Source organism: Shimia sp. (assembly GCF_022448905.1).
Taxonomy (GTDB): Bacteria; Pseudomonadota; Alphaproteobacteria; order Rhodobacterales; family Rhodobacteraceae; genus Shimia.
Genome location: NZ_JAKVCW010000008.1, coordinates 55,176 through 77,418, shown reverse-complemented (window position 1 = coordinate 77,418; position 22,243 = coordinate 55,176). Strand labels below are relative to the sequence as shown.

The 22,243-nt window shown below is 57.9% G+C and carries 19 protein-coding genes; 11 read left to right on the top strand and 8 right to left on the bottom strand.

Annotation, left to right across the window (positions count from 1 at the left end; genetic code table 11):
* Positions 1–24 precede the first annotated feature (24 nt).
* Positions 25–2,208 carry an esterase-like activity of phytase family protein gene (locus MK208_RS11235; RefSeq protein ID WP_294116617.1) on the bottom strand — a complete coding sequence of 728 codons (2,184 nt, stop codon included), beginning with the start codon at positions 2,206–2,208 and terminating at the stop codon, positions 25–27.
* A 167-nt stretch (positions 2,209–2,375) separates the two neighbouring features.
* On the opposite strand from MK208_RS11235, the gene MK208_RS11230 reads away from it, so the two are divergent.
* Entirely contained in the window at positions 2,376–3,155 is a 780-nt protein-coding gene (locus tag MK208_RS11230; RefSeq protein WP_294116615.1) for an alpha/beta hydrolase, read from the top strand.
* Here MK208_RS11230 and MK208_RS11225 read toward each other — a convergent pair.
* Complete coding sequence (locus MK208_RS11225; RefSeq protein ID WP_294116614.1) at positions 3,152–4,123, bottom strand: P1 family peptidase; 972 nt, start codon at positions 4,121–4,123, stop codon at positions 3,152–3,154. The two genes, MK208_RS11230 and MK208_RS11225, sit on opposite strands and share 4 nt — an antisense overlap.
* Positions 4,124–4,334: 211 nt before the next feature.
* Here MK208_RS11225 and MK208_RS11220 point away from each other — a divergent pair, with 211 nt between their 5' ends.
* The 10 genes from MK208_RS11220 (at position 4,335) to MK208_RS11175 (ending at position 14,663) form a co-directional block, all read left to right on the top strand.
* Positions 4,335–5,543 (top strand): aminopeptidase P family protein, encoded by a 1,209-nt coding sequence (locus MK208_RS11220; protein ID WP_294116613.1) that lies wholly within the window; start codon positions 4,335–4,337, stop codon positions 5,541–5,543.
* A 197-nt stretch (positions 5,544–5,740) separates the two neighbouring features.
* A complete protein-coding gene (locus tag MK208_RS11215) occupies positions 5,741–6,817 on the top strand; it encodes a hypothetical protein (RefSeq protein ID WP_294116612.1) in 1,077 nt (358 codons plus the stop codon).
* 530 nt (positions 6,818–7,347) lie between these two features.
* Positions 7,348–8,469 (top strand): hypothetical protein, encoded by a 1,122-nt coding sequence (locus tag MK208_RS11210; RefSeq protein ID WP_294116611.1) that lies wholly within the window; start codon positions 7,348–7,350, stop codon positions 8,467–8,469.
* Positions 8,470–8,489: 20 nt separating this feature from the next.
* Positions 8,490–8,939 carry a hypothetical protein gene (locus tag MK208_RS11205; RefSeq protein WP_294116610.1) on the top strand — a complete coding sequence of 150 codons (450 nt, stop codon included), beginning with the start codon at positions 8,490–8,492 and terminating at the stop codon, positions 8,937–8,939.
* Between the two features lie 69 nt (positions 8,940–9,008).
* On the top strand, positions 9,009–10,946 hold the full coding sequence (locus MK208_RS11200) for an ATP-binding protein (RefSeq protein WP_294116609.1): 1,938 nt from the start codon (positions 9,009–9,011) through the stop codon (positions 10,944–10,946).
* Positions 10,947–11,315: 369 nt separating this feature from the next.
* The gene (locus tag MK208_RS11195; protein WP_294116608.1) at positions 11,316–11,693 is read left to right on the top strand and encodes a hypothetical protein; all 378 of its coding nucleotides are present in this window, start codon (positions 11,316–11,318) and stop codon (positions 11,691–11,693) included.
* A gap of 169 nt (positions 11,694–11,862) precedes the next feature.
* Positions 11,863–12,378 (top strand): hypothetical protein, encoded by a 516-nt coding sequence (locus tag MK208_RS11190; protein ID WP_294116607.1) that lies wholly within the window; start codon positions 11,863–11,865, stop codon positions 12,376–12,378.
* Between the two features lies 1 nt (position 12,379).
* Positions 12,380–13,729: a DUF6638 family protein gene (locus tag MK208_RS11185; RefSeq protein ID WP_294116606.1), complete on the top strand. Its 1,350-nt coding sequence runs from the start codon at positions 12,380–12,382 to the stop codon at positions 13,727–13,729.
* A gap of 3 nt (positions 13,730–13,732) precedes the next feature.
* Positions 13,733–13,999: a hypothetical protein gene (locus tag MK208_RS11180; protein ID WP_294116605.1), complete on the top strand. Its 267-nt coding sequence runs from the start codon at positions 13,733–13,735 to the stop codon at positions 13,997–13,999.
* Positions 14,000–14,012: 13 nt separating this feature from the next.
* A complete protein-coding gene (locus MK208_RS11175) occupies positions 14,013–14,663 on the top strand; it encodes a DUF1523 family protein (protein WP_294116603.1) in 651 nt (216 codons plus the stop codon).
* Here the strand turns inward: MK208_RS11175 and MK208_RS11170 are convergent.
* From MK208_RS11170 to MK208_RS11145, 6 genes are all read right to left on the bottom strand, one after another.
* Complete coding sequence (locus MK208_RS11170) at positions 14,660–15,532, bottom strand: DmsC/YnfH family molybdoenzyme membrane anchor subunit (RefSeq protein ID WP_294116601.1); 873 nt, start codon at positions 15,530–15,532, stop codon at positions 14,660–14,662. The two genes, MK208_RS11175 and MK208_RS11170, sit on opposite strands and share 4 nt — an antisense overlap.
* Complete coding sequence (locus tag MK208_RS11165) at positions 15,532–16,293, bottom strand: 4Fe-4S dicluster domain-containing protein (protein WP_294116600.1); 762 nt, start codon at positions 16,291–16,293, stop codon at positions 15,532–15,534. Before MK208_RS11165 ends, MK208_RS11170 begins: the two co-directional genes overlap by 1 nt.
* A gap of 70 nt (positions 16,294–16,363) precedes the next feature.
* Complete coding sequence (locus tag MK208_RS11160) at positions 16,364–19,186, bottom strand: molybdopterin oxidoreductase family protein (protein WP_294116599.1); 2,823 nt, start codon at positions 19,184–19,186, stop codon at positions 16,364–16,366.
* A gap of 20 nt (positions 19,187–19,206) precedes the next feature.
* The gene (locus MK208_RS11155) at positions 19,207–20,205 is read right to left on the bottom strand and encodes a putative sulfate exporter family transporter (protein ID WP_294116754.1); all 999 of its coding nucleotides are present in this window, start codon (positions 20,203–20,205) and stop codon (positions 19,207–19,209) included.
* Between the two features lie 145 nt (positions 20,206–20,350).
* On the bottom strand, positions 20,351–21,106 hold the full coding sequence (locus tag MK208_RS11150) for a sulfite exporter TauE/SafE family protein (RefSeq protein WP_294116598.1): 756 nt from the start codon (positions 21,104–21,106) through the stop codon (positions 20,351–20,353).
* A complete protein-coding gene (locus tag MK208_RS11145) occupies positions 21,106–22,239 on the bottom strand; it encodes a citrate/2-methylcitrate synthase (protein ID WP_294116596.1) in 1,134 nt (377 codons plus the stop codon). Before MK208_RS11145 ends, MK208_RS11150 begins: the two co-directional genes overlap by 1 nt.
* Positions 22,240–22,243: the final 4 nt, after the last annotated feature.

Here is a 22,243-nt window from a genome sequence, read left to right as displayed (position 1 = left end):
TCCAATCAGACGGGGAGGGTCAGATCAGTTGGCGGCAGGTTCGATGTTGCCGATGTTCACAAACATCGTCTCACCTGAGTGATCGTCGACACCGTCGTTGTCGGTGGAGAAGTAGGCGGTGCCGTCTTCGAAGATTGCCAGGCCTTCAACCTTGTCCAGAACGTAGCCACCGGTAGCGGTCAGATCGGTGAGCAGGTCGCGGACCAGAACTTTGGAGACAACCGGCAAGTCGCCACCCAGAGGGGCTGGTACCATTTCGGATGCTGGGACGCGGTAGATCTTCTTAGTGACAGCGCGGTGGTCATGCTGGTTGTCACGTTCCACGATGTAGACCCAATCGCCGTGGGCGACGATTTCGGACAGACCTACCCAGCCGGTGGCAGGCGCAGCCTTCGGATAGTGCACAGCACCCCATTCCTTGGTCTCAAGGTTGTAGGACACGAGTTTCACGTGATCCGCTGGATCGTCTTTCCACTCACGCTGCACGGCCATCCAGAGGGTGTCGCCGATCTTGGTGATGCCCTCAAACCCGAAGCGTTTTTCGACGGCGGCCAGCTCTGCCGGGATGCCAAATTCGCCTTTGAGGTTCTTGATCGAGCCGTCGGCCTGCACGTGATAGATCGCGTGCGGGATCAGGCGCTCTGTGCGGCCTTCGGATGCCACGTAGAAGCCGCCTTTGCCATCCAGCGTGATGCCTTCGAGGTCAAGCTTCTGCGCTGGTGCGCCGTTGCGGGTGACGCGGATCACATCCACGATGCGGGCTGGGGTCTGGTTGGTGTCGATCTTAAAGATCGAGGGTTGGAAGCCGTAGAAGCTGTCATTCACAGCCCAGACGATGCCGTCCTTGTCTGCCACCATACCGGAAATCGCGCCCCAGCCGATGAGCTCGTCCGCGCCTTCAGATGTCAGGTGCGGATAGGTCGCTGGCGCGTTCTGATACTCAAAGAGCATGACGTGCGCGCGGGCGCCTTTGTCCTCAATGAGATCTTTTTCGTTGGCGGAGACCAACAGGTTGCGCTCTGGAATGGCCACGTAGCCTTCTGGACCTACACCGGAGGGCAGCAACTGTTTCAACACAGGCGCGGCGGGGTTGGTGACGTCATAAACACCCACTACGGACGCACGCTCGGCGCCGACAAACACGTAAGGTGTGCCATTGAAGGTGGCGAAGGTTACGCTTTCGGGTTCCACGCCCTTGCTGTCGGAGCGCTTGTCCGGGTAGTGGCCGATCTGGATGATGGCTTTCTCAAAGTCGGTGCCGCTTTCGTACACAACGGTGCCGTCCTTGTGGAAGATGGTCCAGCCGCGAGAACCGCCGTCCATGTCGCCTTCATTGGCTGTGGCGAAGTGGTTGTCGTCGATCCATACGACGGCGTCCGGCTCGCGCAGGCGACCTGCTTGGCTTTCGGTGAAGATCAGCGCGCCGCGTTCGTCTGTTGCGTCGATGCCTTCAAGGTCAACCGCGCCGGCGGAGAAATGCGAGATGATGTCGCCGTCCTTGGAGGCAACCACCATGTGGTTGTTTTCCTGCAGGGTGACCACAGTTTCGCCAAGAGCGTTGATGGAGACATACTCTGGCTCCGGATCTTCGGGCGAGACCTCGGCGAGGCCGGTCATGTCCACCAAACGCAGGGTGTCACAGGCCAGCGCGCCGTCTTTCAAGTCGACCATGGCCAGCATACCCGCTGGCATCTGCCCGGTGCGGCCGTCGCCGAGGTCTTCGTCGCGCTCGTTTTCAATGGCGACGGACACGAAGGAGGCGTCCGGTGCAATGGCAACGCTGTCAGGTTGGCCGCCGAGGTCACAGGACGCGGCGACTGTGCCGTCTTTAATGTTGATGGCTTGCAGGCTGCCCGACGGAGCGGTGTAGCTTTCGGAGGTGTTCACACCAACGATGGCAAAGTCCCCCAGAACGCCCACAGAAGTAGGTTCGCCAGACAGAGCAATGTTGCCCAGAGGCTTGGGGTTGGCGGGATCCGTGATGTCGATGCGGCCCAAAACGCCCAGCGGGCTGTCGGTGTATACCAAGGTCATGCCATCAGCAGTGGCAGCGATGATTTCCGGAGAAGTCTCGCGCTTGGTGTCTTCGCCTGCGGCCATGTTTTTGACCACTGGGAAAGAGGCAATCCGGTTGAAGTTCATCTCTGCGGCGGCGTGACCTGCGGTCAGGGCCAGCGCGGAGGTCAGGCAAAGGCTGCGAAGCAACATCTGTGCGTCTCCATGTTGAATACTGCGCAGGGGCATCGCATGGACAGGTGACGCATCTGTAACGGGCGAGTGACAGATTTGTTAAAGCCTAGAGCAGGAGTCGCAAAAGATGTTTGAGGTTTGAAATAGTTTCGCCCAGAGTGCTGTCGAGCTGTGGGGAGAAAACTATGGACTGGGACGACGCATATTCAAATGGCGCCTATATTGAGGGCGCAGAGGGCTATCCGCCGCGCTGGGAGCGCGAGGCGGCTGCGTTTCGCGAAACTGCAGACGTGGAGCTGGATGTCGCTTACGGCGACGGTGCGCGTCACAAGTTTGATCTGTTCAGGCCCTCAGGGACGGCCAAAGGCTTGTTGGTCTTTGTGCACGGCGGCTACTGGATGGCGTTTGACAAGTCGTATTGGAGCCACTTTGCACGCGGGGCTGCGGCGCGTGGTTGGGCGGTGGCGTTGCCGTCTTATGATCTTGCGCCCGATGTGCGGATTTCCGAGATTACCATGCAGATTGCAGCGGCTGTGACCAAGGCTTGTGCGCTCGTTGATGGCCCTGTTGTTCTGGCCGGCCATTCGGCAGGCGGGCATCTTGTGGCGCGGATGATCTGTGATGGGGTGTTACCGGAGGATGTGGCCGCGCGGGTATCTCGGGTTGTGCCGATTTCGCCGCTGGCCGATTTGCGTCCGCTGATGATGACGGCGATGAATGACAAGCTGCAACTGGATGCGGCGGAGGCGGATGCGGAAAGCCCAATGTGGCAGGCGCCGCGCGCAGGTGTCGATGTGACGGTGCTGGTTGGGGCGGCTGAGCGGCCAGTGTTTTTAGACCAAGCACGATGGTTGTCGGACGCTTGGGGCTGTGATCTGGTGGTGGCAGGCGGCAAGCACCACTTTGATGTGATTGACGCCTTTGCCGATCCTGACAGCGATATGGCGCGGATGCTGTTTTCCTAAGCGCGGAAGCAGGGGAGTGTGTCACCTTCCTTGGGGGTGGCATGCCACACGCCGCGTGCAATGGCTCGGGCGAGACAGGTGGCGGCCGCGTGGCCCAACCAGAGCGTGTCGGCAATGTCGTTGTCCAAAGGTTTGGCGTTTGTGCTGACCCCAAAGATCAGATCACCGTCCATCGGTGTATGCGCCGGCACCAACGCGCGGGCCATGCCGTCATGGGCGGCGGTGGCCATGCGGGTGCATTGCGCTTGGGTTAGATCAGCGTCAGTGGCGACAATTGCGATGGTGGTGTTGTGGCTGGAGAGTTTGGTGTTGGGTAAGTCGCTGGGAGCGGAAGGCATGAGGCCGTTGCCGCCGAACTCGGTGCCCACTTCCCAGGGCGCGGCCCAGAAATGTTTGCCATCTGGTGAGGCGTCGCCAAGGGCATTCACAGCAACCAAGGCGCCAACCGTGTGACCCGATGGGAGCACCATGCTGGCTGAACCAAGTCCACCTTTGTGAGTGGCGAGCGTGCCACCTGTACCCGCTCCGACTGAACCAAGCGTGAAATCCTCGGAAACTGCTTCTAAGGCCGCCGCGCCGAGGGCTTTGTAGGGGTTCGAGTCCCATTTTTTGTCACCGCCATTCAGCAGATCAAAGAGGATCGCGCCGGGCACAATCGGGACAGTTTGATCGCCGACAGAAAAGCCGCGACCTTGGGTGCGGAGCGCGTCTGCAACACCGGATGGCGCGTCCAGACCAAAGGCAGAACCACCGGACAAGGTGAGCGCGTCGACTTGCTGCACGGTTTTGTCTGGGGCTAGAAGATCGGTTTCACGGGTGCCTGGCGCACCGCCCATCACAGAGACGCCACAGGTAAAAGGCGCATCGCCAATCAGCACAGTGGTGCCAGTTTTGATGTTGTCGTCCTGCGCGTTTCCGACGCGCAAGCCGGCAATGTCCGTGATCAGGTTTCTGAGTCCGGTCTGCATTTTAGCGCCTCCTGTTCGGGTCACAGTAGGCGCGTGAATTTTAGGCGCAAGGTCGCGGTTGAGACATCTGTGTCGGATTTTGCTTGTCCCTGTGTCGGGGGATTTGGCAGAATGTCCGCAGCATTGGCGATGGCGTCGCCACATTCCCAACCGGAATGCGCACCAATCTTTCCAGTCCTGAACGCCGGGACCTCTTTGATCGGAGGTCAAAATGACTGCACGTCCAGAATTCTATCGTTTCCACAATGGCGAGAAAGCGCCGTTGCAATTTGCCGAGGCTGAATATGCCAACCGCGTGGCCGGTTTGCGTGCCATCATGGTTGAGCATGGGGTCGACGCGGCTGTCTTCACGTCGATGCACAATGTGTCCTATTACTCGGGCTTCACATACTGTGCCTTTGGGCGGCCTTATGCGGTGGTGGTGACGCCCACCGAATGTGTGACCATTTCCGCTGGCATAGACGCAGGGCAGCCTTGGCGGCGGTGTTATGGTGACAACATCACCTATACCGATTGGCAGCGCGACAACTATTGGCGGGCGATCAAATCGATCACTGGCGGTGGTGTGGTAGTTGGCATTGAGGGCGATCACCTGACCCTTCTGCAGCAAGGGAAGTTAGAGAGCTTCTTGGCTCCGTCCAAAGTGGTTGATCTTTATGAACCCACAATGCGTCAGCGGATGCACAAAAGCGCGGCGGAGATCGAAATGATCCGAGCTGGTGCTGCTGTGGCCGATGTGGGGGGCTATGCGATCCGCGATGCCGTCAAAGAAGGTGTGCGCGAGATTGACGTGGCCATGGCCGGTCGCGATGCGATGGAGCTGGAGATCGCGAAACGCTTCCCGGATGCGGAGTATCGTGACACCTGGGTGTGGTTCCAATCGGGCATCAACACCGACGGGGCGCACAACCCTGTGACCGCGCGCAAGTTGCAGCGGGGCGATATTCTGTCGCTGAACACCTTCCCGATGATTTCCGGTTACTACACAGCGCTGGAGCGCACGCTTTTTGTCGGTGAAGTGGATGACGCAAGTCTGAAGATCTGGGAGGCCAATGTCGGTGCGCATGAACTGGGGATTTCTCTACTGAAGCCCGGAGCGAGCTGCGCGGAGGTTACTGAGCAAATCAATGACTTCTTCGCTGAACGTGATTTGTTGCAATACCGAACTTTTGGCTATGGTCACAGCTTTGGCGTGTTGAGCCATTACTATGGCCGTGAAGCTGGATTGGAGCTGCGCGAAGATATTCCGACAGTGCTGGAACCGGGTATGGTGATTTCCATGGAGCCGATGTTGACCATCGCAGATGGGCAGCCCGGTGCCGGTGGGTACCGAGAGCATGACATCCTGGTGATCAACGACGATGGCAATGAGAACATCACTGGCTATCCCTATGGGCCGGAGTTCAACGTTGTCGGGTAAGGCGATGTGAGACAAGCTTGGGTTTTGGCTGCGCGATCACATGGCCAAAACCTCGCGAAATGCGGGTGCGTAACAGCAAGCCCTTTCTTTTGCCGTGCACATTTGCAACACTCTGCCCAAATTGGATCTGTGATTGATGTAAATGGGCATAACATTCCCCATATCAGTCTCAACATATTGGAAATAGGGAGTGTTTTATGGCAGATTTTGAAACCCAAGTGCGTGAGTCTCAAGCGCAGGTGGCCGAAGCACAAAACAAGATTGCCGAGCTGACCGGGCGCATTGATGCGGCGCGGGCGAAGATGAAAACCGGCGATGATGTTGCGATTGATATCGAGAACGCAACATTGGACGATGTGCATGCGCATACGGATGTGATGAACGCCAATATCGCTGAATTGATCATGGGGCTGGATGACGTCACCGCAGCGTTTTCCAAAGACTTTGACCAGATGCGGGATAAGACCGGCTGGGAGAGCTTTGTTGGTATCTTCAGCCGTGGCAAATCCGAGTCCATGCGGGCGGAACGGATCAAGACGGCCAACATTGATGACAAGCTGCAGGACCTGATTGCCAAATCCGACGTGATCACCAAGCTGCTCGAAAGCCAACTGGCTGTGCTCGAAGAGCAGAAGGTGAAGGTTGAAGCGAATCTGAGCGAGACGCTGGATGAGCGCGAGTTTACGGTTGGGGAACTGGAAAGCCTGCGGGCAGAGATTTTGGGCATGGATCCCAAGATCATCGAGATCGAAAACAAGATTGCGGTGGAGCAGGACGCGGCGGCGCGGACCAAGCTGGAAACCGAGCTGGCGGACCTGAACAAGGCTTACAATGCGTTGGTGCAGCAGGAGCAGGTGAAACTGTCCAAAAGCCAGACGCTGGAACGTTATATCGAGAAGGGCAAGACCTGGGTCGACTCCCTGCAAAATCAGGCGGCGACGCAGATGGTGCTGATCAACAAGCTGCAGACAGACACCAAGCAGCGCGTGGTGCTCTATGATGCGCTGACCAAATCTTTGAAGACCGCGCAGCAGCAGGACATCGCGCACCGCATCAACGAGATTGGTGTGGAGACCGACAAAGAAGCGCAGGCGTCTATGGCGGCGATTGGCACGGCGACCAACCAGAAGATGGCCGATATGATGGAAGCCCATGAGGAGCACATGGTGTTTGCGCGCGACGTGTTGGAAGCGAAGGCCAAGGCGGACGAACGCTTTGCGAGGCGGTTCCAGAAGATTGTCGAGAAGCACGACAAGAACCTTTATGGGGCGTGATGAGGCACGCTTGGGAATTCTTCCTAGATTGGGCAATTGGGCCGAAAGTCGCTTGGCCCACTTTGTTTTTATTGACCGGGGCGTTCTGTTGGGACGTTGTGGCTGCCTCCGGCGAGTTTGAACGAATATTTGGCGTGCCAAATTCGATGATTGGGTTAGCGTTCGTATTTGCCTGGTGGGTGACTTGGCTTGGCTTTCAATTGGCAAAGAGGCGTGATGCTTCCATTTAGACTTCGGTGTTTTTTGTGTGTGGCGGCGGGAGTTGCGTTGGCATTGAAGGCTTATTCCATTGCGCCCTGCTCGCTTGGCAGCGGCCCTTGTGACTCGGCAGGGCGTGCAGTGGCCTTCGTTGCGTTTCTCTTTGTAGTTTTTGGAGGAATCGGCCCGCTCTTCAATCGTTGGATGTGGAAGGTGACAAAGATGGCAGATAATCACTATCAGCTGGAGAAATGGCAGGATCGTTGCGACGGTCCTTCGGGACCTGCGATAATGTGGTTTTCTGGGATCAATCGTGATGGAAGTTTGAGACCTTGACTGACACAATCGAAGACCACACCGCTTTGATGGAGACCCGCGCGTCGCGGCGGTATTTTCAGAAGTTTGAGCGCATCACCGAGCATCTGACACAGGTGGCGGCGGCGCGCGCGGCTGAGGGGGCGATTGGGCAGAATGAGGTGGAAATCCTCACGCGCTATTTGGCGTCGATTGGCTACACTTTCAAAGCGTTGAGCATGAAGTACCTTCTGGTTGGGCGGCAGACCGGACAGTTCTTTGGCAGCCTTGCGATGGACGCGGTGGAGAGCGGCTTTCCGGTGTTCAACGAGCTGCTGGTCATGGCGAATGATGCGCAGCAGGCCGAAAGCCATTTGCGCAATATGCCAAGCGCGGAACAGCTCAAGGATGACATGCTGCGCGCCATCATTGGCGATCAGGAGATCCCGACGAAGCTGCAGTTCGCGCTGAGCCAACGGCTTTATTATGAGGAGCTTTTGAAAGGAGAGCTGTTCTGGGCGCAGAACCATCCGGAAGTGCGCTGGCAGGGCAATCTGTCGGAGCGGCGGCGTCAGTATCTGCTGCATTGGGCGGTTTATGACAGTCAGGTGAATTTGCCGACCATTTACTTGATGGACCTAGAGGACACCGGGCGTCGTGCTTTGCCCAAAGACGAGCGGCGCTGGCCGGAAGTGCAGGCGCATCTGATGGCGCAGGCGGTGGGCGGCTTGAAGTTGGTGACCATTGCCAAAGGGTTTGACGAGAGCTTTGACGACCTGCACCCGAAACGGCTGCGGCGTATCCATGTGGGGCCGATGTATTCGAGTGCCTTTACGCGGCAGTCGGGGCCGATCCGTGAGGTGCTGGAGGCCGCACGGGCGCCGGAAGGCGAAGATTGGACATTGGCCTGGACCACCGAGGATTTGGTAAGTGAGCGCGTTACCGATGAGCGCTCTGGCTGGTTTGGCACGGTGGAGCGGCAGGTCTTTGCCCTCGATCCCTTTGCGGGGCACGGCGCGGACACCGGGGCGACGAGTATGGAGCGGTCGATCATCCTGCCACAGCGGCCGTTTCAGGCGCTGGAAGAGCTCAACCCGCCGGGGTTTGGCAGCGTGACGAAATATGTGGTGAGCTCGCAGGGGCGGGTGTTGCGGTATTGAGACGGTTCAAGTGGATACTGATGGCGGGCTTATTGGCCTTGGTGGTCGGAGAAACTCTGTTCCTGTCGAAGCCAAAATTGGACCGAACCGACGTGTTTTGGGCCTACGCAAATTACTATTCGTTGGCGGAGTTTGAAGGCTGGGCCTTGCAAAATAGCTTTGTCGCCGAGAACGATTTTTTCGATCCTTTGACTGGGAAGTGGCGTTTTCCCTGTTCGATGCGCCCAGTGGGCTGGATGCTGGAGAAACCCAATGCAGCAATTTGCTTCAGCCGGGTTGTCGAGGAAAGTGCAGGCACGTCCAGTGAAGTGATTTTGGCATGCGTATCCAGCGAGGATTATCGGTACGATAGCATTGCGATTGCGCACGTGGACAAATCCTGGCCCGCCGGAACTTGGGAAGGAGAGTTGTTGCCTGAAGACTATGGCCAACGAAAATGGTGTGAGTTTGAAGCCGCGGTACAAAGATAGTCAGTGAACAATTGGCCGTTCTATCGGCTTGAGGAATTTAAAAAGATGAAGTTTGGGGTGGAGATTTAGATGAGCCTGACAAGTGATCAGATGGAGCTGCGCGAAGAGGATATTCGCAAGCATTATGATGCGGCGGTGGGGATGCTGGACGGCTTTGATCACACGCCGCGAATTGCCAAGGGCAAGGACCCTGTGGCCGCCCCGGAGCGGTCCAGCGGGATTGGCACGCGGCGGCGCTTTCGCAGCACCACGCCGGGGTTGGTGACACGCTCAACCGCGCGGCCGGAAGGCGTGCATCTGGTGGAGCGCATTGAGGGCGCGGGGGGGGAAGATCCGCTGGTGTCCCCTATTCAAGCCAATGTGCTGCACGGGATGCGGCGGGCTTTGGCGATTGCTTTGGCGGTGGGTGAAAACTTCGCCGAGGCCTCCGGTTTGGCGGATTTGAAGCGGGACAATCTCGCAGGCGCGCTGGGCGCGGATAAGAAGACGGCGTTTTCCGAATTGTTGGCAGCGGAGGCTTTGGCGGTCAGCTATGTGTTTGCCAATGCAACCTCGTTTCTGCTCGCGCCACTGCTGGGCGAGACGCAGGTTGAAGTGGGCGAAGTTGAAGAGGTGCTGACCGACAATGCGCAACTGGCGTTGCATGGCGCATTGTGGGAGTTGGATCAGGATATCGCTGCGCTGGTCTCTGATGAGGATCGGCTGGTCGCCTGTGTCTGTGCGTTTGCTGAGCAGTTGATGGAGAAGGTCGCCTTGCGGGCGCAGAATGCGCCGCAGCTTGCGGCTTTTGTTGGTGCCAGTTGGAAGGTTGAGGCCGACGATCTGACCATCAACGGGTTTACGCCAGCGCGGGCTGCGAAGGGTTCGACGCTGACCATGACCTTCAAGAAACCCAATGAGGTGGTCGGTAACCACATTGCAAAATACCAGGCGATGAAGCTCGCGAAAATGCTGATGGCTTATGATTTTGACCGGCGGCTCAATCCGTTTGCGGAGCTGGGCGGGTTCATCTTTACCTTCATGGGCGACGGCGCGCCGGGGACCGGGAAAACCACGCTCATTCAGATGATGGCGGGGCTGATCAACGACTATTGCCGGGTGGCGGGTTATGCCTTCCGCTATCAGAACTTTGGCATCGACAATATCGACAGCTATCAGGGCAAGTCGGGGCAGAACGCCAAGGCTTTTGTGCAGAATGTGCTCGACCCGCAAGTGATTGGCTTTGGCACCATTGATGACATCGACCAGATCGCGGGCAAGCGCGGGGATCGGCAGAGTTCGGCAGGGCAGCAGGAGGTCACGGCGGTGTTTATGGAGGCCTTTGCGGGCGCCAACACCGTGGTGCGCGGCAACTGCACCTTTGGCATGTTCTCCAACTATCCGGAGAACGTAGACGACGCGCTGCGTCAGCGGGCCGGGGCGCGGTTCTTGGTGGATGGGCCGCAGACGCGGGAGGATTACATCGACATCCTCGCTCTGTTGATGGGCAAGAACCACGACATTGCGCTGGGTGATCATGAACTGTTTGAAGCACAGGCCATTCAGAAAGCTGTAGCGGCGAGCTTTGAGAGCCACAACCGGCCACATGAGGAAGGCTTGCTTAACGTTTTCGACAAGGTTCATGCTCAGGTAGGCGAGTTGGACACCATTGCTAAGATGGGTACGTATCTGAAGGCCATTCAGGAGGCTGATCCGCGCTTTACGGGGCGGGCGATCAAGAACATTACTGACGCTGTGAAGGTGCGGGCGATGGACTTTGAATTGCCGGACGCATGGATGGAAAATCCAGAGCTGTTTTTGGCCAAAGACTACGACACCAAGAAGGCCATGATAAACGAACTGCGGGTGCCGATCACCACCGACATGGTGGTGCAGGAAATCAACCGCTATGCGGACAGTGAGTTCCGCTATGCCGATAAATCCGACGAGGTCGCGATCTCCAATATGGTGCGCGACATGCAGCGGTCCGAGGCGGCGAAGCGGCGGTATCTGGAGGGCAAAGGGTGAGTTGGACTGCGGTGCCTCTCCTATTGATGGTCAGCTTTTGCATGTGTCGCTTGACTCGTGTGGCACTGCCCAAAAATCTGTGGCTTTGGGCGCTGGCAGGTGCGCTGTCATGCGTGTTCATCGCAAGTGGCGCTGCCTTCATCGAACTTTATCGTGTTGGGGTTTGGAATTGGGACACAGGTGTTCTGCACGCGTGCGTTTACTTCGATTGGTGCCCAAGGGACTTTGCGTACCAAGTGTTTAGGGAGGCGATGTTCCTTCTCGTGCCCTTTGTAACGCTTGTCTTAGCAGTCCAACGCGACGCAAGCTGGCCATCCGGAGTGGCAAAATGAACCCGATTGACGCCCAACTCTGCGGGGGAGAGCCTTTGTGTTTGTGATCGACAGCATCGGTTTTTTCAACACGGCGGTGCCGCTCGGCGTCTTGGCGCTGTTGGCGGTGCTGTTGCCGCGTGTGCTGGTGGATCGTGAGACGCGCTCTCATGGCAAGGTGCTGCACGGAATTGCGCTGTCTGCGGCGTTTTTGGTGGCGATTGGGTTTATGATTTCGATAGGTCTCACCCAGATGCGCGGGTTTGAGGCCGTGGGGCATTTTGAGATTGATCCGCTGGGTGCGGCCTGGGTGCATTTGAGACTGTCGCTGATGGCGGCGATTGTCTGGGCGCCGATTTTGGGGCTGGCCTGGTTTGGCCATGCGCAGGGTGTGGAAGCGCGGCGCGGGCAGGATAGTGCGGCAGTGGAGCGGTGAGCATGGAGATGAGGGCCGCGCCCGACCTGGTGGGCGCTTTGGATTGTTTTGGAGTTGGTGATTTGGCGCAAGGAGCGCAGGTGTTTGTGTGTGTTGTGGACGGTGCAAACGCGCCCTCCGGGGGGAGGTCGGGCGCGGCCCGACTTAAGGCCGGGCGGGAGGTTAAAAAGTGACAGAAATCAGCAAGTGGTTAGCAGCAAACCAAGCATTACTAGTTTCGTTGGGGATACCGGTTTTTACAGTTTTCGTCGGCTTTTTTGGCAGTTATTTGGTTCACAAATCCAAAGCTGACGAAATTCGATTGGCCGGTAGAGTAAAGCTCTCGGAGTACCGGAAAGAAAACTTCGATGAGTTGATCAAACAAGTGGACCGAATTTATGCTTTAGTTGAGTCCATTTGCTTTCGGAACGCTTCGAATGAAGGTCTCAGCGAAGAGGATGTCAAGAAAGGCATGTCAGAGATGGTGCTGATTTCATGGGAAATTGCATCGAGAATCCGCGCTAAAGTTGTTGATCCAGAAGAGTTCGATCAAGCGGTTTTGGGCACAATTACACATCTATTTGGCGGTAATAGTGAAGATAGTGCCATTGGAGTGGTTCAAGTTCCGGAGTTTAGAGCACTTTGTCGGGCGATTGTTCGTGCTGAGTGGGAGCTTATTGAAAGTGAATTAAAGAGGTTGGCCTAAAATGCATAGACTGATCCAACGCGGCCTGATGTTTGGCAACCTGATCGAGGTGGCCTCGCCGGTTTTGGTGGAGCGCTATAACCGGGCGCTGAAACATCTGACGGGCAAGACCACCAATCTTACCGATTTCCACATCGATATCTCGGGTTATTCGCCGGAGATTGGCGACGAGCTAAACGATCATCTCTACCTCAATCACGGGGGCTGCAATCGGCAGTTCATCCTGCTGACCACGGATCAGAAATCCGCGCCGCTGTTGAACATCAAGTTCTCCACCAGCCGCGATATTCTGCGGCATTTCATTGAGGAAAACGAGCCTCAGCTCTTTGCTCTGACCGCGCGGGATGCCGTCGCAGGCGAGTTGGTGAATTCGGTATTTTCCGTAAGCCAGCCCGGCAAGCTGATGGACATTCGCAAGGTCACGATTGAGGCGGACACGACTGAGGGCACGCTGCGCGATGCGGAGAAGCTGGGCGAACTGGCGGATCGGTTCAAGCAGGAGGAAGACGGCTGGTTTGATGATGTGCTGATTGCTGACATGATCACGCTGGCAATACGCACTGGCGATGTGACGCGCAATCCGGTGAAGCTCAAACATATGGAGTTTGATCAGCAAGACTATTGGACCGCGCATTATGGCGGGGTCTACCTGTTCCGCGGCTTGGCGCATCCAGCGGTGATCACGGCGGGTGACAAGGCTGACCTGGGCAAGCTGCCGATCAAATACACGTTTGATTTCAAAGACCGAAATCAGATCGCGAAGTTTCTGGACTACAACGATCTGGCCGAGCCTATTGTGAAAGCGCGGGGCGTGGATGGCGCGGCGATTTTGCGCCAGAAGATGGATTTCATCGTTGTGGACGCGGCGCAGGAAGCCGGCGTGGACCTTACTGGGGCAACGCGCAGCGACATTCGCCGTCTGGCGCGACAGCATGCGGAGCAACTGCCGCCTGAATACCATGAGCTGCGTAAGATGGTGGATTGGGCGGAAAGTGATGGTAAATGGCCGAAGATCACCAGCGATCACCCCGCCTATTTCTACACGCTGCGGGCCACAGACACGGATCAGCGCGATCTGGTGAATATGCTGCTGGCAGAGTTGGCGCCCAAGGACATCCGGCAGCTGTTTATCTGCCACAAGGAGGTGTTTTATCGCCTCTATCAAGGCTGGTCAGAGACCAAAAAAAGCTTTGTGGCGGATTTCCTGGAGCGGGAGTATCAGGTCGACAAGGTTGGCGCGCGCGAGGCTCTGTTTGGCTTTGACGCACCACTGGAGATGCCCCGTGTGACGCGGCGGGCGTCTGAGGATATGATCGCACGGGTTGGTCCGTGGGGCGCGGTGAGGAGGTAGATCATGTTTGCATTGGTAAGATTGTCGGTCGTGGGCTTTGTCGTGCTCACCATTGTCTACATCTGTCTGTCGCTCTACTCGCGCGCCAAACGGCGCGACAAGCTTGAGGCGGAATGGGACCGTGAGGGTATGAGCGGCGACCGGGATGCCTTTGTAGAGCAAGGGTTGCAGGACTATGACGGCTCTTTGCGTCGCAAATTGATCTGGGGTGTCTATATCATCCCTGTGACCATCGTGATCGCGTTGATCTACTTTATGAATTTCCACTAGGGGGACCAAAGACATGGTCTATGTGAAATGGGGCTTTTGGACGCTCTTCTGGCTGTTTGTGGCGGCGTTTTTTCATTACACACTGCCGCAGCACGATGTCGTGCGGATCACCGACACCTATGAAAAGCGGATCGATTTTGGCGAGAACTCGATTTTCTGGGCCAAAGAAGACAGTGGCAATGCAACCGGCAACGTGAATCGCGATGTGTTTTTCATTCAGACCAAGTTTCCGAATGAAAAGGTGATGGTCTATCGCAACGAAGATACGTCCGCCGGGTGGCCGCCGTACTTCAAGTTTGACACCGCCAATTTGCAGGCCGAAGCGGCGGATATGAAGTCGTCTGCGGACGCGCCGCAATGGGTGGCTGTAAAGCACTACGGCTGGCGCAATGAGTTCCTATCGATCTACCCAAATGCCGTGGGAGTGAAAGCCGTAGAAGGGTCAGATGTGACCTTTATTCCATGGTTGAACATCCTGATCCTGACCGTGTTTTTCGCTTTTGTTTGGGCGATTTACGTGCGTTGGCGGCGCTTCCGTCAGGCGCGGATTGATCCGGTGCTTGAGGACATGGGAGACAGCCTGGAAGCAGCAGGCGACAATCTGGCTGAGAAGCGCGGGCGGTTCCGCGCCTGGCTGGACACCTGGCGCGGGAAGGCGCGTTAACGCATGCCGTAGTAGAGGCCGACCACGTGCTCGGCCTCTGCAAAGAACAGCCAGCGCGAGGTTGCGACACCTGCGACGTGGCTGAGGACTGCGATGATTGCCAAGACGTGGCTGAAGGGCAGCAGCAGGCAGATGATGGGCAGCACGAAGGTGAGCCCAAAAGCGATGCGGCGCAGTTTTTGCGCGTGTTTCCGGCCAATGACGTAGATGAATTCTCTCACCAGATAATTGGGCGCGGTGTGGGGATGTGCCATGGAGCGCACCGTGCCGCGCTCGCCTAATCCCGTGGCCGTGCCAAGGTCGGTGCCGCTGTCAGATAGGGCCGCGTCACCACGTTGCCACCAGATGAATTGGAAGATCGCGGCGATCACAAGCAGCAGGATGGCCATGTTCACGAGACCCGAAAGCAATGCGCCTCCAGCCAGAGAGAAACTCAGGTAAAGTGCTGGCGTCAAAGGGGTTTTCCAGCGTGGCACAGTTTCGAGCTGGGCGTAGATCATTGAGGTGGTGAAGACGGTGAACAGCGATAGGGCGGCACCGATCAGACCCAATGCGGTGGCGTTCATTTCAAGGAAAATCAGCGATATCGCGTGTAGCCCCATAAAAAGAAGGGCGAGGATGGCGCTGACTCCTTCGCGTGATAGCCAGCTGCTGCGCCATTGGGAGAGGGCGCGCCAGGCGCGTTCAGGGTGGCCGAGGTGGAAGGTGGAGGAGATCAGGCCACCAACGGACAGGGCGTAAGCAATTGCAAAGAATACAAAAGCTGTGAGGCCGGTGGGTGGCGTCGGATCAATGCCAAGCCAGAACAGGAGGCCGAAGCCAAGGCCGGAGAGCGTTGAGAAGACGATAACGGATGGGGCTGGATGCATCAGGCGGTCCCTCCGGGCAGTTTGTCGAGGGCCTTGTCGAGCCAGCCGAGGAAGCCTTGGGGTTCTTCGGCAACGGGTTCCAGAAGTGGGGCCAAAAGGCTTTGGTCGTCCCAGGAATCTTTGAGGCGGGGTGGCAGATATTTGTTGACGGGCAAGGTGCCCATTTCCGGCATGAGGTCAAATCCGCCTCTGGATTCAACAAGTTGGCTGACGTCAGATTTGGGATCGGACAGGTCGCCAAAGTGTCTTGCACCCGCTGGGCAGGTGCGGACGCAGGAGGGGATTTGATCCTCTTCCGGCAGGTTTTCGTTGTAGATGCGATCCACACAGAGGGTGCATTTCTTCATCACGCCTTCGGCTTGATCCAACTCGCGCGCGCCATAAGGGCAGGCCCAGGCGCAGAGGCCGCAGCCGATGCAGTGGTCTTCGTTGACCAGCACAATGCCATCCTCAACGCGTTTGTAGCTTGCGCCGGTGGGGCAGACTGTGACGCAGGGGGCATTTTCGCAATGCAAACAAGACTTGGGAAAGTGTACGGTCTGCGCGCTGCCTTGCTCTGGCTGCACCTCATAGCTGTGTACGCGGTTCAGAAATGTGCCCATGGGTTCGGTGCCATAGGGGCGTTGATCAGACAGCGGCGCGCCGTAGTTTTCGGTGTTCCAGCCTTTGCAGGATATCACGCATGCGTGGCAGCCGACGCAGGTGTCCAGATCGATCACAAGGCCGAGGGTGCGGTCGGTTTTGGCGGGTAAATCGGTCATTTTTTCACGTCGGTATTGCGTCGGTATTGCGACTGTATCGCGGAGGTGCGGATTTTGAGGCCTTGATGTCTCATTTGCCTACTTTCCATTCCAAATGATCCGGGCCTTGGGGCACTGGTGACTTGATAGGATCAAAGGCCGGTTGGCTCTCTTCAGGCGCATCCGCTTTCGCGATTTTCACGCGCAGGTCGAACCACGCGGCTTGGCCTGTGATGGGGTCCGAGTTGGCCCACCGCAAGCCGTCGCCTTTGGGCGGCAGCAATTCATGGATCAGATGGTTGAGCAGGAACCCTTTGTTGGCCTCCGGCGCGTCCTCAGAAAGCGCCCAGGCGCCTTTGCGTTTGCCAATGGCGTTCCAGGTCCAGACGGTGTTCTCGTTGAGAGCCGCCTGATGGGCCACAGGCACTGTGATCTCGCCGTGGGCAGAGGTCACGCGGGCCCAGTCGCCCTCGGCAAAGCCGTGTTTCTTCCAGAGTTTGGTTGGGAGGTAGAGCGGGTTTTCGCCGTGTAACTGGCGCAGCCAAGCGTTTTGGGTGCCCCAGCTGTGATACATCGCCATTGGGCGTTGGGTGAGGGCGTGCACGTTCAACTCGTCTGGATCAACACGGGCGTCCTCCAGCGGCGCGTACCAGATGGGCAGCGGCTCCATAACCTCCTTCAGACGGTCGCGCAGATGGTCTGGAGGCTGGATGTCACCATGTCCTTCGGCGGCACGTTGGAATTTGCGCATTGGTTCCACATAGAGCTGGAACAAGAAGGGTTGGGGGGCGTCATAGAGCCCAATGCCAACGGCCCAGTCTTGGTAGTGCTGATTCCAAGGTTTCATGTAGAGTGCGTTGTCCGGCACGTGTTCGATGGCAAAGCCACCGTTGGCAATGTACTCTTCAAGTTGATTTGGATTGACTTTGCCGCGGCCAAATTGGTCGCCGTTTCCACGGAAACCAGCAAGAGGACCCACGCCAGGGCGGCGTTCGTGGTTCACGATGTAATCGGCGTAGTCTTTCCACTTGGCGGTTCCGTCTTCTTTGAGAAAGCCAGGCAGGCCAATACGTGCGCCAAGTTCGATCAGCACCGATTGGAAGCCGCGCACGTCGCGATCTGGTTCAATCACCGGCCAGCGGATGGCGTCGGCCGCGCCGTCCGCTTCGCAGATTGGGCGGTCCAATAGCGAAATACAGTCGTGGCGTTCCAGATAGGTGGTGTCGGGGAGGATCAGGTCGGCATAGGCGACCATTTCGGAACTGTAGGCATCGGAGTAGATGATGCGTGGGATGCGGTAGCCGCCGTCGTCGTTGCGGTCGGTCAGCATCTTGATCACGCCCGAGGTGTTCATCGAGGAGTTCCAGGACATGTTGGCCATGTACATGAACAGGGTGTCGATCGGGTACGGATCCTGTGCGTGGGCGTTGGAGATCACCATATGCATCAGGCCATGTACGGACATAGGGTTTTCCCATGTGAAGGCTTTGTCGATGCGACAGGCGGAGCCGTCCTCGTTGATCTGCAGGTCTTCGGGGCCACGCGGGAAGCCGAGGTGTGGACCGGCTAGTGGCTTGCCGGGACGGCCATAGCCGTGGGGTGTTGGGTGCGCCTCAACCGGCTTGGGATAGGGCGGCTTAAAACGGAAACCGCCGGGGACTTCGACGGTCCCCAAAAGGATTTGCAGCACGTGTAGGGCGCGGCACGTCTGGAACCCGTTGGAATGGGCGGAGATGCCGCGCATGGCGTGAAAGCTGACCGGCCGCCCCGTCATGGTTTTGTGGACCTCGCCGCGGAAGTCGGTCCACTCCTGCTCCAGCTCAAAGGCCTCGTCAAAGGCCACACGCGCCAGTTCAGCGGCGATGGTTTTGATTTTTCGGGCGGAGATGCCGGTTTTCTCGGCGACGTTTTCCGGTGCGTATTGCGGGTCGAGATATTTCTCAGCCATCAGGTGCATCACTGTACGGTGGGTGACACCGGCCTGACGGTAGGTGGCCGACAGATCTGGGCGCACGCCTTTCTTGTCAAAGGGTGCGGGCTTGCCGGTTTTGCGGTCAATCACCAGTTGTTTGCCATCCGCGTCGCGCATCAAAAGGCCGGTTTCGGCGTCCACCAGCACGGCGGCATTTGTGTATTGCGCGAGGTAGTGCAGGTCGATTTTGCCGGCCTTCATCAGCTCATGCACGAGGCTGAGGATGAAGAGGCCGTCGGTGCCGGGCGTGATGCCCACCCATTCATCCGCAACGGCGTTGTAGCCGGAACGCACAGGGTTCACGCCAATGACTTTGGCACCGCGGGCTTTGATCTTTCCAATGCCAGCTTTGATTGGGTTGCTGTCGTGGTCTTCGGCGACGCCAAAGATCATGAAGAGTTTGGTGTGGTCCCAATCCGGTTGGCCAAACTCCCAAAAAGCCCCACCCATGGTGTAGATGCCCGCCGCTGCCATGTTGACGGAGCAGAAACCGCCGTGGGCCGCATAGTTGGGCGTGCCAAAGTGCTGTGCCCAGAAGCTGGTGAAGCTTTGGGATTGGTCGCGGCCGGTGAAGAATGCCAATTTGTGCGGCGCGGTTTCATGTAGCTCGGTAAGCCAACCGACAGCTGTGCTCATGGCTTCTTCCCAGCTGATCTCCTCATACTCGCCGGAACCGCGTGGGCCGACCCGTTTAAGGGGCTTTTTCAGGCGAGACGGCGCGTTGACCTGCATGATGCCGGCGGAGCCTTTGGCGCAGAGCACGCCTTTGTTCACCGGATGGTCGCGGTTGCCTTCGATATAGGCCACTTGTTTTTTGCCATCGGGGCCGTCCTTCATGTGCACGTTGATGCCGCAGCGACAGGCGCACATGTAACAGGTCGTCTGACGTATCTCGTCAGAGACTTTCGGACTGGTGTTGAGGTCGGGTTGCTGGAACGTCATCTGGCCTCCCTTGGGCGCGTTTATCCGGTGAGCAAGTAAATCCCCGCGAGAATGAAGCCTGCGATGAAGAGGGTTTCGACAAAGATGAGCGCGATGGCTGCGCCGCCGACGCCGAGCACCTGTTTGAGGTTGGTTTTCATGCCCACAGCCGCGACGGCGGTGAGCAGGAGATAACGAGAGGTTTCGCCCAGCAGGTCAGAAAGAAAGGCGGGAATGAAACCAAGCGAATTCAGAGCTGCGAGAGCAAGGAAACCGACCACAAAGCCCGGCAAAACTGGCGGGCGCTCGCCGGATGTGGGGGCTTCAGCAAAGGTGCGGATCAGCATGGAGGTGATCAGAACCACTGGGGCCAGCATGGCGACTCGGATCAGCTTGACCAGTACGGCGGTGTCGCCTGCCTCTTGGCTGATAGAGAAGCCGGCACCAGCAACCTGGGCGACATCATGGATGGTGCCGCCAAGGAAGACGCCCGCCATTTGATCGTTGAGCCCGAAGACTTCCACCAACGGCGGATACGCGATCATGGCAATGGTGGACATAACGGTGACGCCCATGACGGTGAAGAGCAGGCGTTCCTCAGAACGGGCGTCTTTGGGCAAGATTGCAGCCACGGCCATGGCAGCAGAGGCGCCGCAGATGGCAACGGAGCTGGCAGTGAGCGTAGAGAAGCGCCATTTGTGACCGAACAAAGGGGCTACGAGCAGACCAAAAAGGATTGTCGCCACCACGCCGAGGATGATGAGCAGCAACAGTTGCCAGCCCAGTTCCATGACCATCATCGCTGAAATGCGGGCGCCAAGCAGGGCCACGCCCAAGCGGAGTACTGTTTTTGCGGCAAAGCCAACGCCCTCAACGGTGCGGCCTTCCTCGCCCAAAAAATTGAGGGCAATGCCAAACAGCAGGGCAAGCAACATGGCGGGGGCGCCATGGTGCTCAGACAGCAATTGCGCCGTGGCCGCAACTGTGACGGCAACCGCAACGCCGGGGAAATAACGGGCAAAATCCGCGCGTAGACGCATTTTGATCTGCGTAAGGCGGTCAGGTTGGGAGCTTGTTCTGTCTGCTTGGGTCACGCGCGGAAATCCTTCTTTGCAGAAGCTGTGGCAGATTGAGCGTGTAGGTCAAGGACGTGTTGCGTACGTGCCGTAAAGTCAGGGATGTTGGTCATGCACCAATCCCCTGACGGAGGATCCCCAGCGTCGCCAATCCGATCAGCAGGCAGAGGCAAAACGGTTTGTAATATGGCTCCCACGCGGGGCGGAAGAGGGACTTACCGGCGATAACTCCCAGAGCGGATGCCGGTGCTAATGCAAGGCCGCGCAGGGCGGACTCGGTGTTCATCACGCCAAAATAGGTCAAGGTTGCCAGTGAAATGACGGAAGACGCAAAGAGGAACATCACCAGAGAGGCGCGCATTTCGCGGGCGGGGGCGTTGGAGGCTAACACATAGAGCGCAACGACCATGCCGCCAACACCGGCCAGGCCGGTCACGATGCCCGCCAAAATGCCCGATCCCCAGAGGCCTGGCCGTGTGGCCAAGACCGGCAGGCGCAGTTTGGCGAGCTGCGTCGCGGCAAGCACAACAATCACGCTTAAAGCTACCAATTTGGAGGTGTCGACCGGCAGGGACTGGGTTAAGCTGAGACCTATGGGCAGGCCAAACGCCGAGCCTAGCACCAGCCCGGTGACCACGCGGCGGTTGGCGTCTTTCATACCGCCGCGCACCATCAGTAGGGAGGCGGTCATCTCCTGAAACCAAAGGATGGGGATCAGTGTTATGGGGGCGAGAAACATCACGGCGATCGCCATAACAACCGCAGATAAGGCAAAGCCTGAAAACCCGCGCACCATACCGGCGACGAAACAAATCAGGATGAGCCAAACAAAGTGGTCAGTTGGCAGGGCGAGGGCGTCGATCATCAACGGTCTTTCATCGGGGTATAAGGGCGCATGTCAGGGCCGTTATAGAGCGTCAGTGGCCGGATGAGGATGTTGCTTTCTTGTTGGTCGATACACTGGATGATCCAGCCCGGCATGCGGCCGATTGCGAAGATTGGCACATAGAGATCCATCGGGATGCCGTGCAACTGGTAGATCACGCCGGAGTAGAAATCGACGTTCACGTTGAGGCCATGGCGGGCGTAGGGCTTCATCGCTTCGACCACGCCTTGCAGGATTTCGTACCACTCTGGTGCGCCCATTTCTTCGCCAAGTTTTTTCACACCGTCGCGCATGTGGCGCGCGCGCGGGTCTTCGGCGCGGTAGACGCGGTGGCCAAAGCCGGTGACCGCCTCGCGGTTTTTGCGCTTGGCTTTGACGTAGGCGGCGGCGTTGTCGGGCGTACCGATCTCGTGCACCATTTTCATCACGTCTTCGGCTGCGCCGCCGTGGGCGGGGCCTGCCAAAGTGGACAGCGCGGTGACGACGCCGCCGTGCAGATTGGTGTCGGTGCCAATGGTGACGCGGGCGGCAAAAGAGCTGGCGTTGGCGCCGTGTTCGGCGTGTAGGATGAAGTCGACATCGGCCAGTTTGGCGGCGTCCTCGGAAGGTTTCTCTCCCTTGAGCATCCAGAGCCAGTTGGCGGCGTGGGACAGAGTCTTGTCCGCAGGGATCGGATCGCGGCCGTTGCGGATGTTTTCATGCGCGGCGATGATCATCGGGACTTGCGAGGTTAGGCGCAGGCCGTTGGCGAGAAAAGCTTCAGTGCCAGTGTTCTGGCTATCTGCCTCCAGTGCGGCGAGGGCGGAGACCGCGGTGCGCAGTACGTCCATAGGGTGGCCGTCTTTGGTGGCGCGGATGATGTCGAAGATTTGGTCAGGCAGCTCGCGGGCGGCCTTGAGCGCGGCGTCGAATTCAGCCAGTTGTGTCTCGGTGGGCAGCTCGCTGTGGATCAGCAGGTAGCAGACTTCCTCAAATGTAGACTGCGTGGCGAGGTCGTGGATGGAATAACCTCGATAGGACAGCTCGCCTTTGGCGCCATCGATATGGGAGACGCCAGAACGCTCGAAATAAATGCCCTTGAGGCCGCGGTTGATCTTGACGTTTTCGGTCACGGAT

Coding starts and splice junctions, on each gene's coding strand:
- MK208_RS11235 (WP_294116617.1), bottom strand. CDS start 2,208: ATGTTGCTTCGCAGCCTTTGCCTGACCTCCGCGCTGGCCCTGACCGCA.
- MK208_RS11230 (WP_294116615.1), top strand. CDS start 2,376: ATGGACTGGGACGACGCATATTCAAATGGCGCCTATATTGAGGGCGCA.
- MK208_RS11225 (WP_294116614.1), bottom strand. CDS start 4,123: ATGCAGACCGGACTCAGAAACCTGATCACGGACATTGCCGGCTTGCGC.
- MK208_RS11220 (WP_294116613.1), top strand. CDS start 4,335: ATGACTGCACGTCCAGAATTCTATCGTTTCCACAATGGCGAGAAAGCG.
- MK208_RS11215 (WP_294116612.1), top strand. CDS start 5,741: ATGGCAGATTTTGAAACCCAAGTGCGTGAGTCTCAAGCGCAGGTGGCC.
- MK208_RS11205 (WP_294116610.1), top strand. CDS start 8,490: ATGGCGGGCTTATTGGCCTTGGTGGTCGGAGAAACTCTGTTCCTGTCG.
- MK208_RS11200 (WP_294116609.1), top strand. CDS start 9,009: ATGAGCCTGACAAGTGATCAGATGGAGCTGCGCGAAGAGGATATTCGC.
- MK208_RS11185 (WP_294116606.1), top strand. CDS start 12,380: ATGCATAGACTGATCCAACGCGGCCTGATGTTTGGCAACCTGATCGAG.
- MK208_RS11180 (WP_294116605.1), top strand. CDS start 13,733: ATGTTTGCATTGGTAAGATTGTCGGTCGTGGGCTTTGTCGTGCTCACC.
- MK208_RS11175 (WP_294116603.1), top strand. CDS start 14,013: ATGGTCTATGTGAAATGGGGCTTTTGGACGCTCTTCTGGCTGTTTGTG.
- MK208_RS11170 (WP_294116601.1), bottom strand. CDS start 15,532: ATGCATCCAGCCCCATCCGTTATCGTCTTCTCAACGCTCTCCGGCCTT.
- MK208_RS11165 (WP_294116600.1), bottom strand. CDS start 16,293: ATGACCGATTTACCCGCCAAAACCGACCGCACCCTCGGCCTTGTGATC.
- MK208_RS11160 (WP_294116599.1), bottom strand. CDS start 19,186: ATGACGTTCCAGCAACCCGACCTCAACACCAGTCCGAAAGTCTCTGAC.
- MK208_RS11155 (WP_294116754.1), bottom strand. CDS start 20,205: ATGCGTCTACGCGCGGATTTTGCCCGTTATTTCCCCGGCGTTGCGGTT.
- MK208_RS11150 (WP_294116598.1), bottom strand. CDS start 21,106: ATGATCGACGCCCTCGCCCTGCCAACTGACCACTTTGTTTGGCTCATC.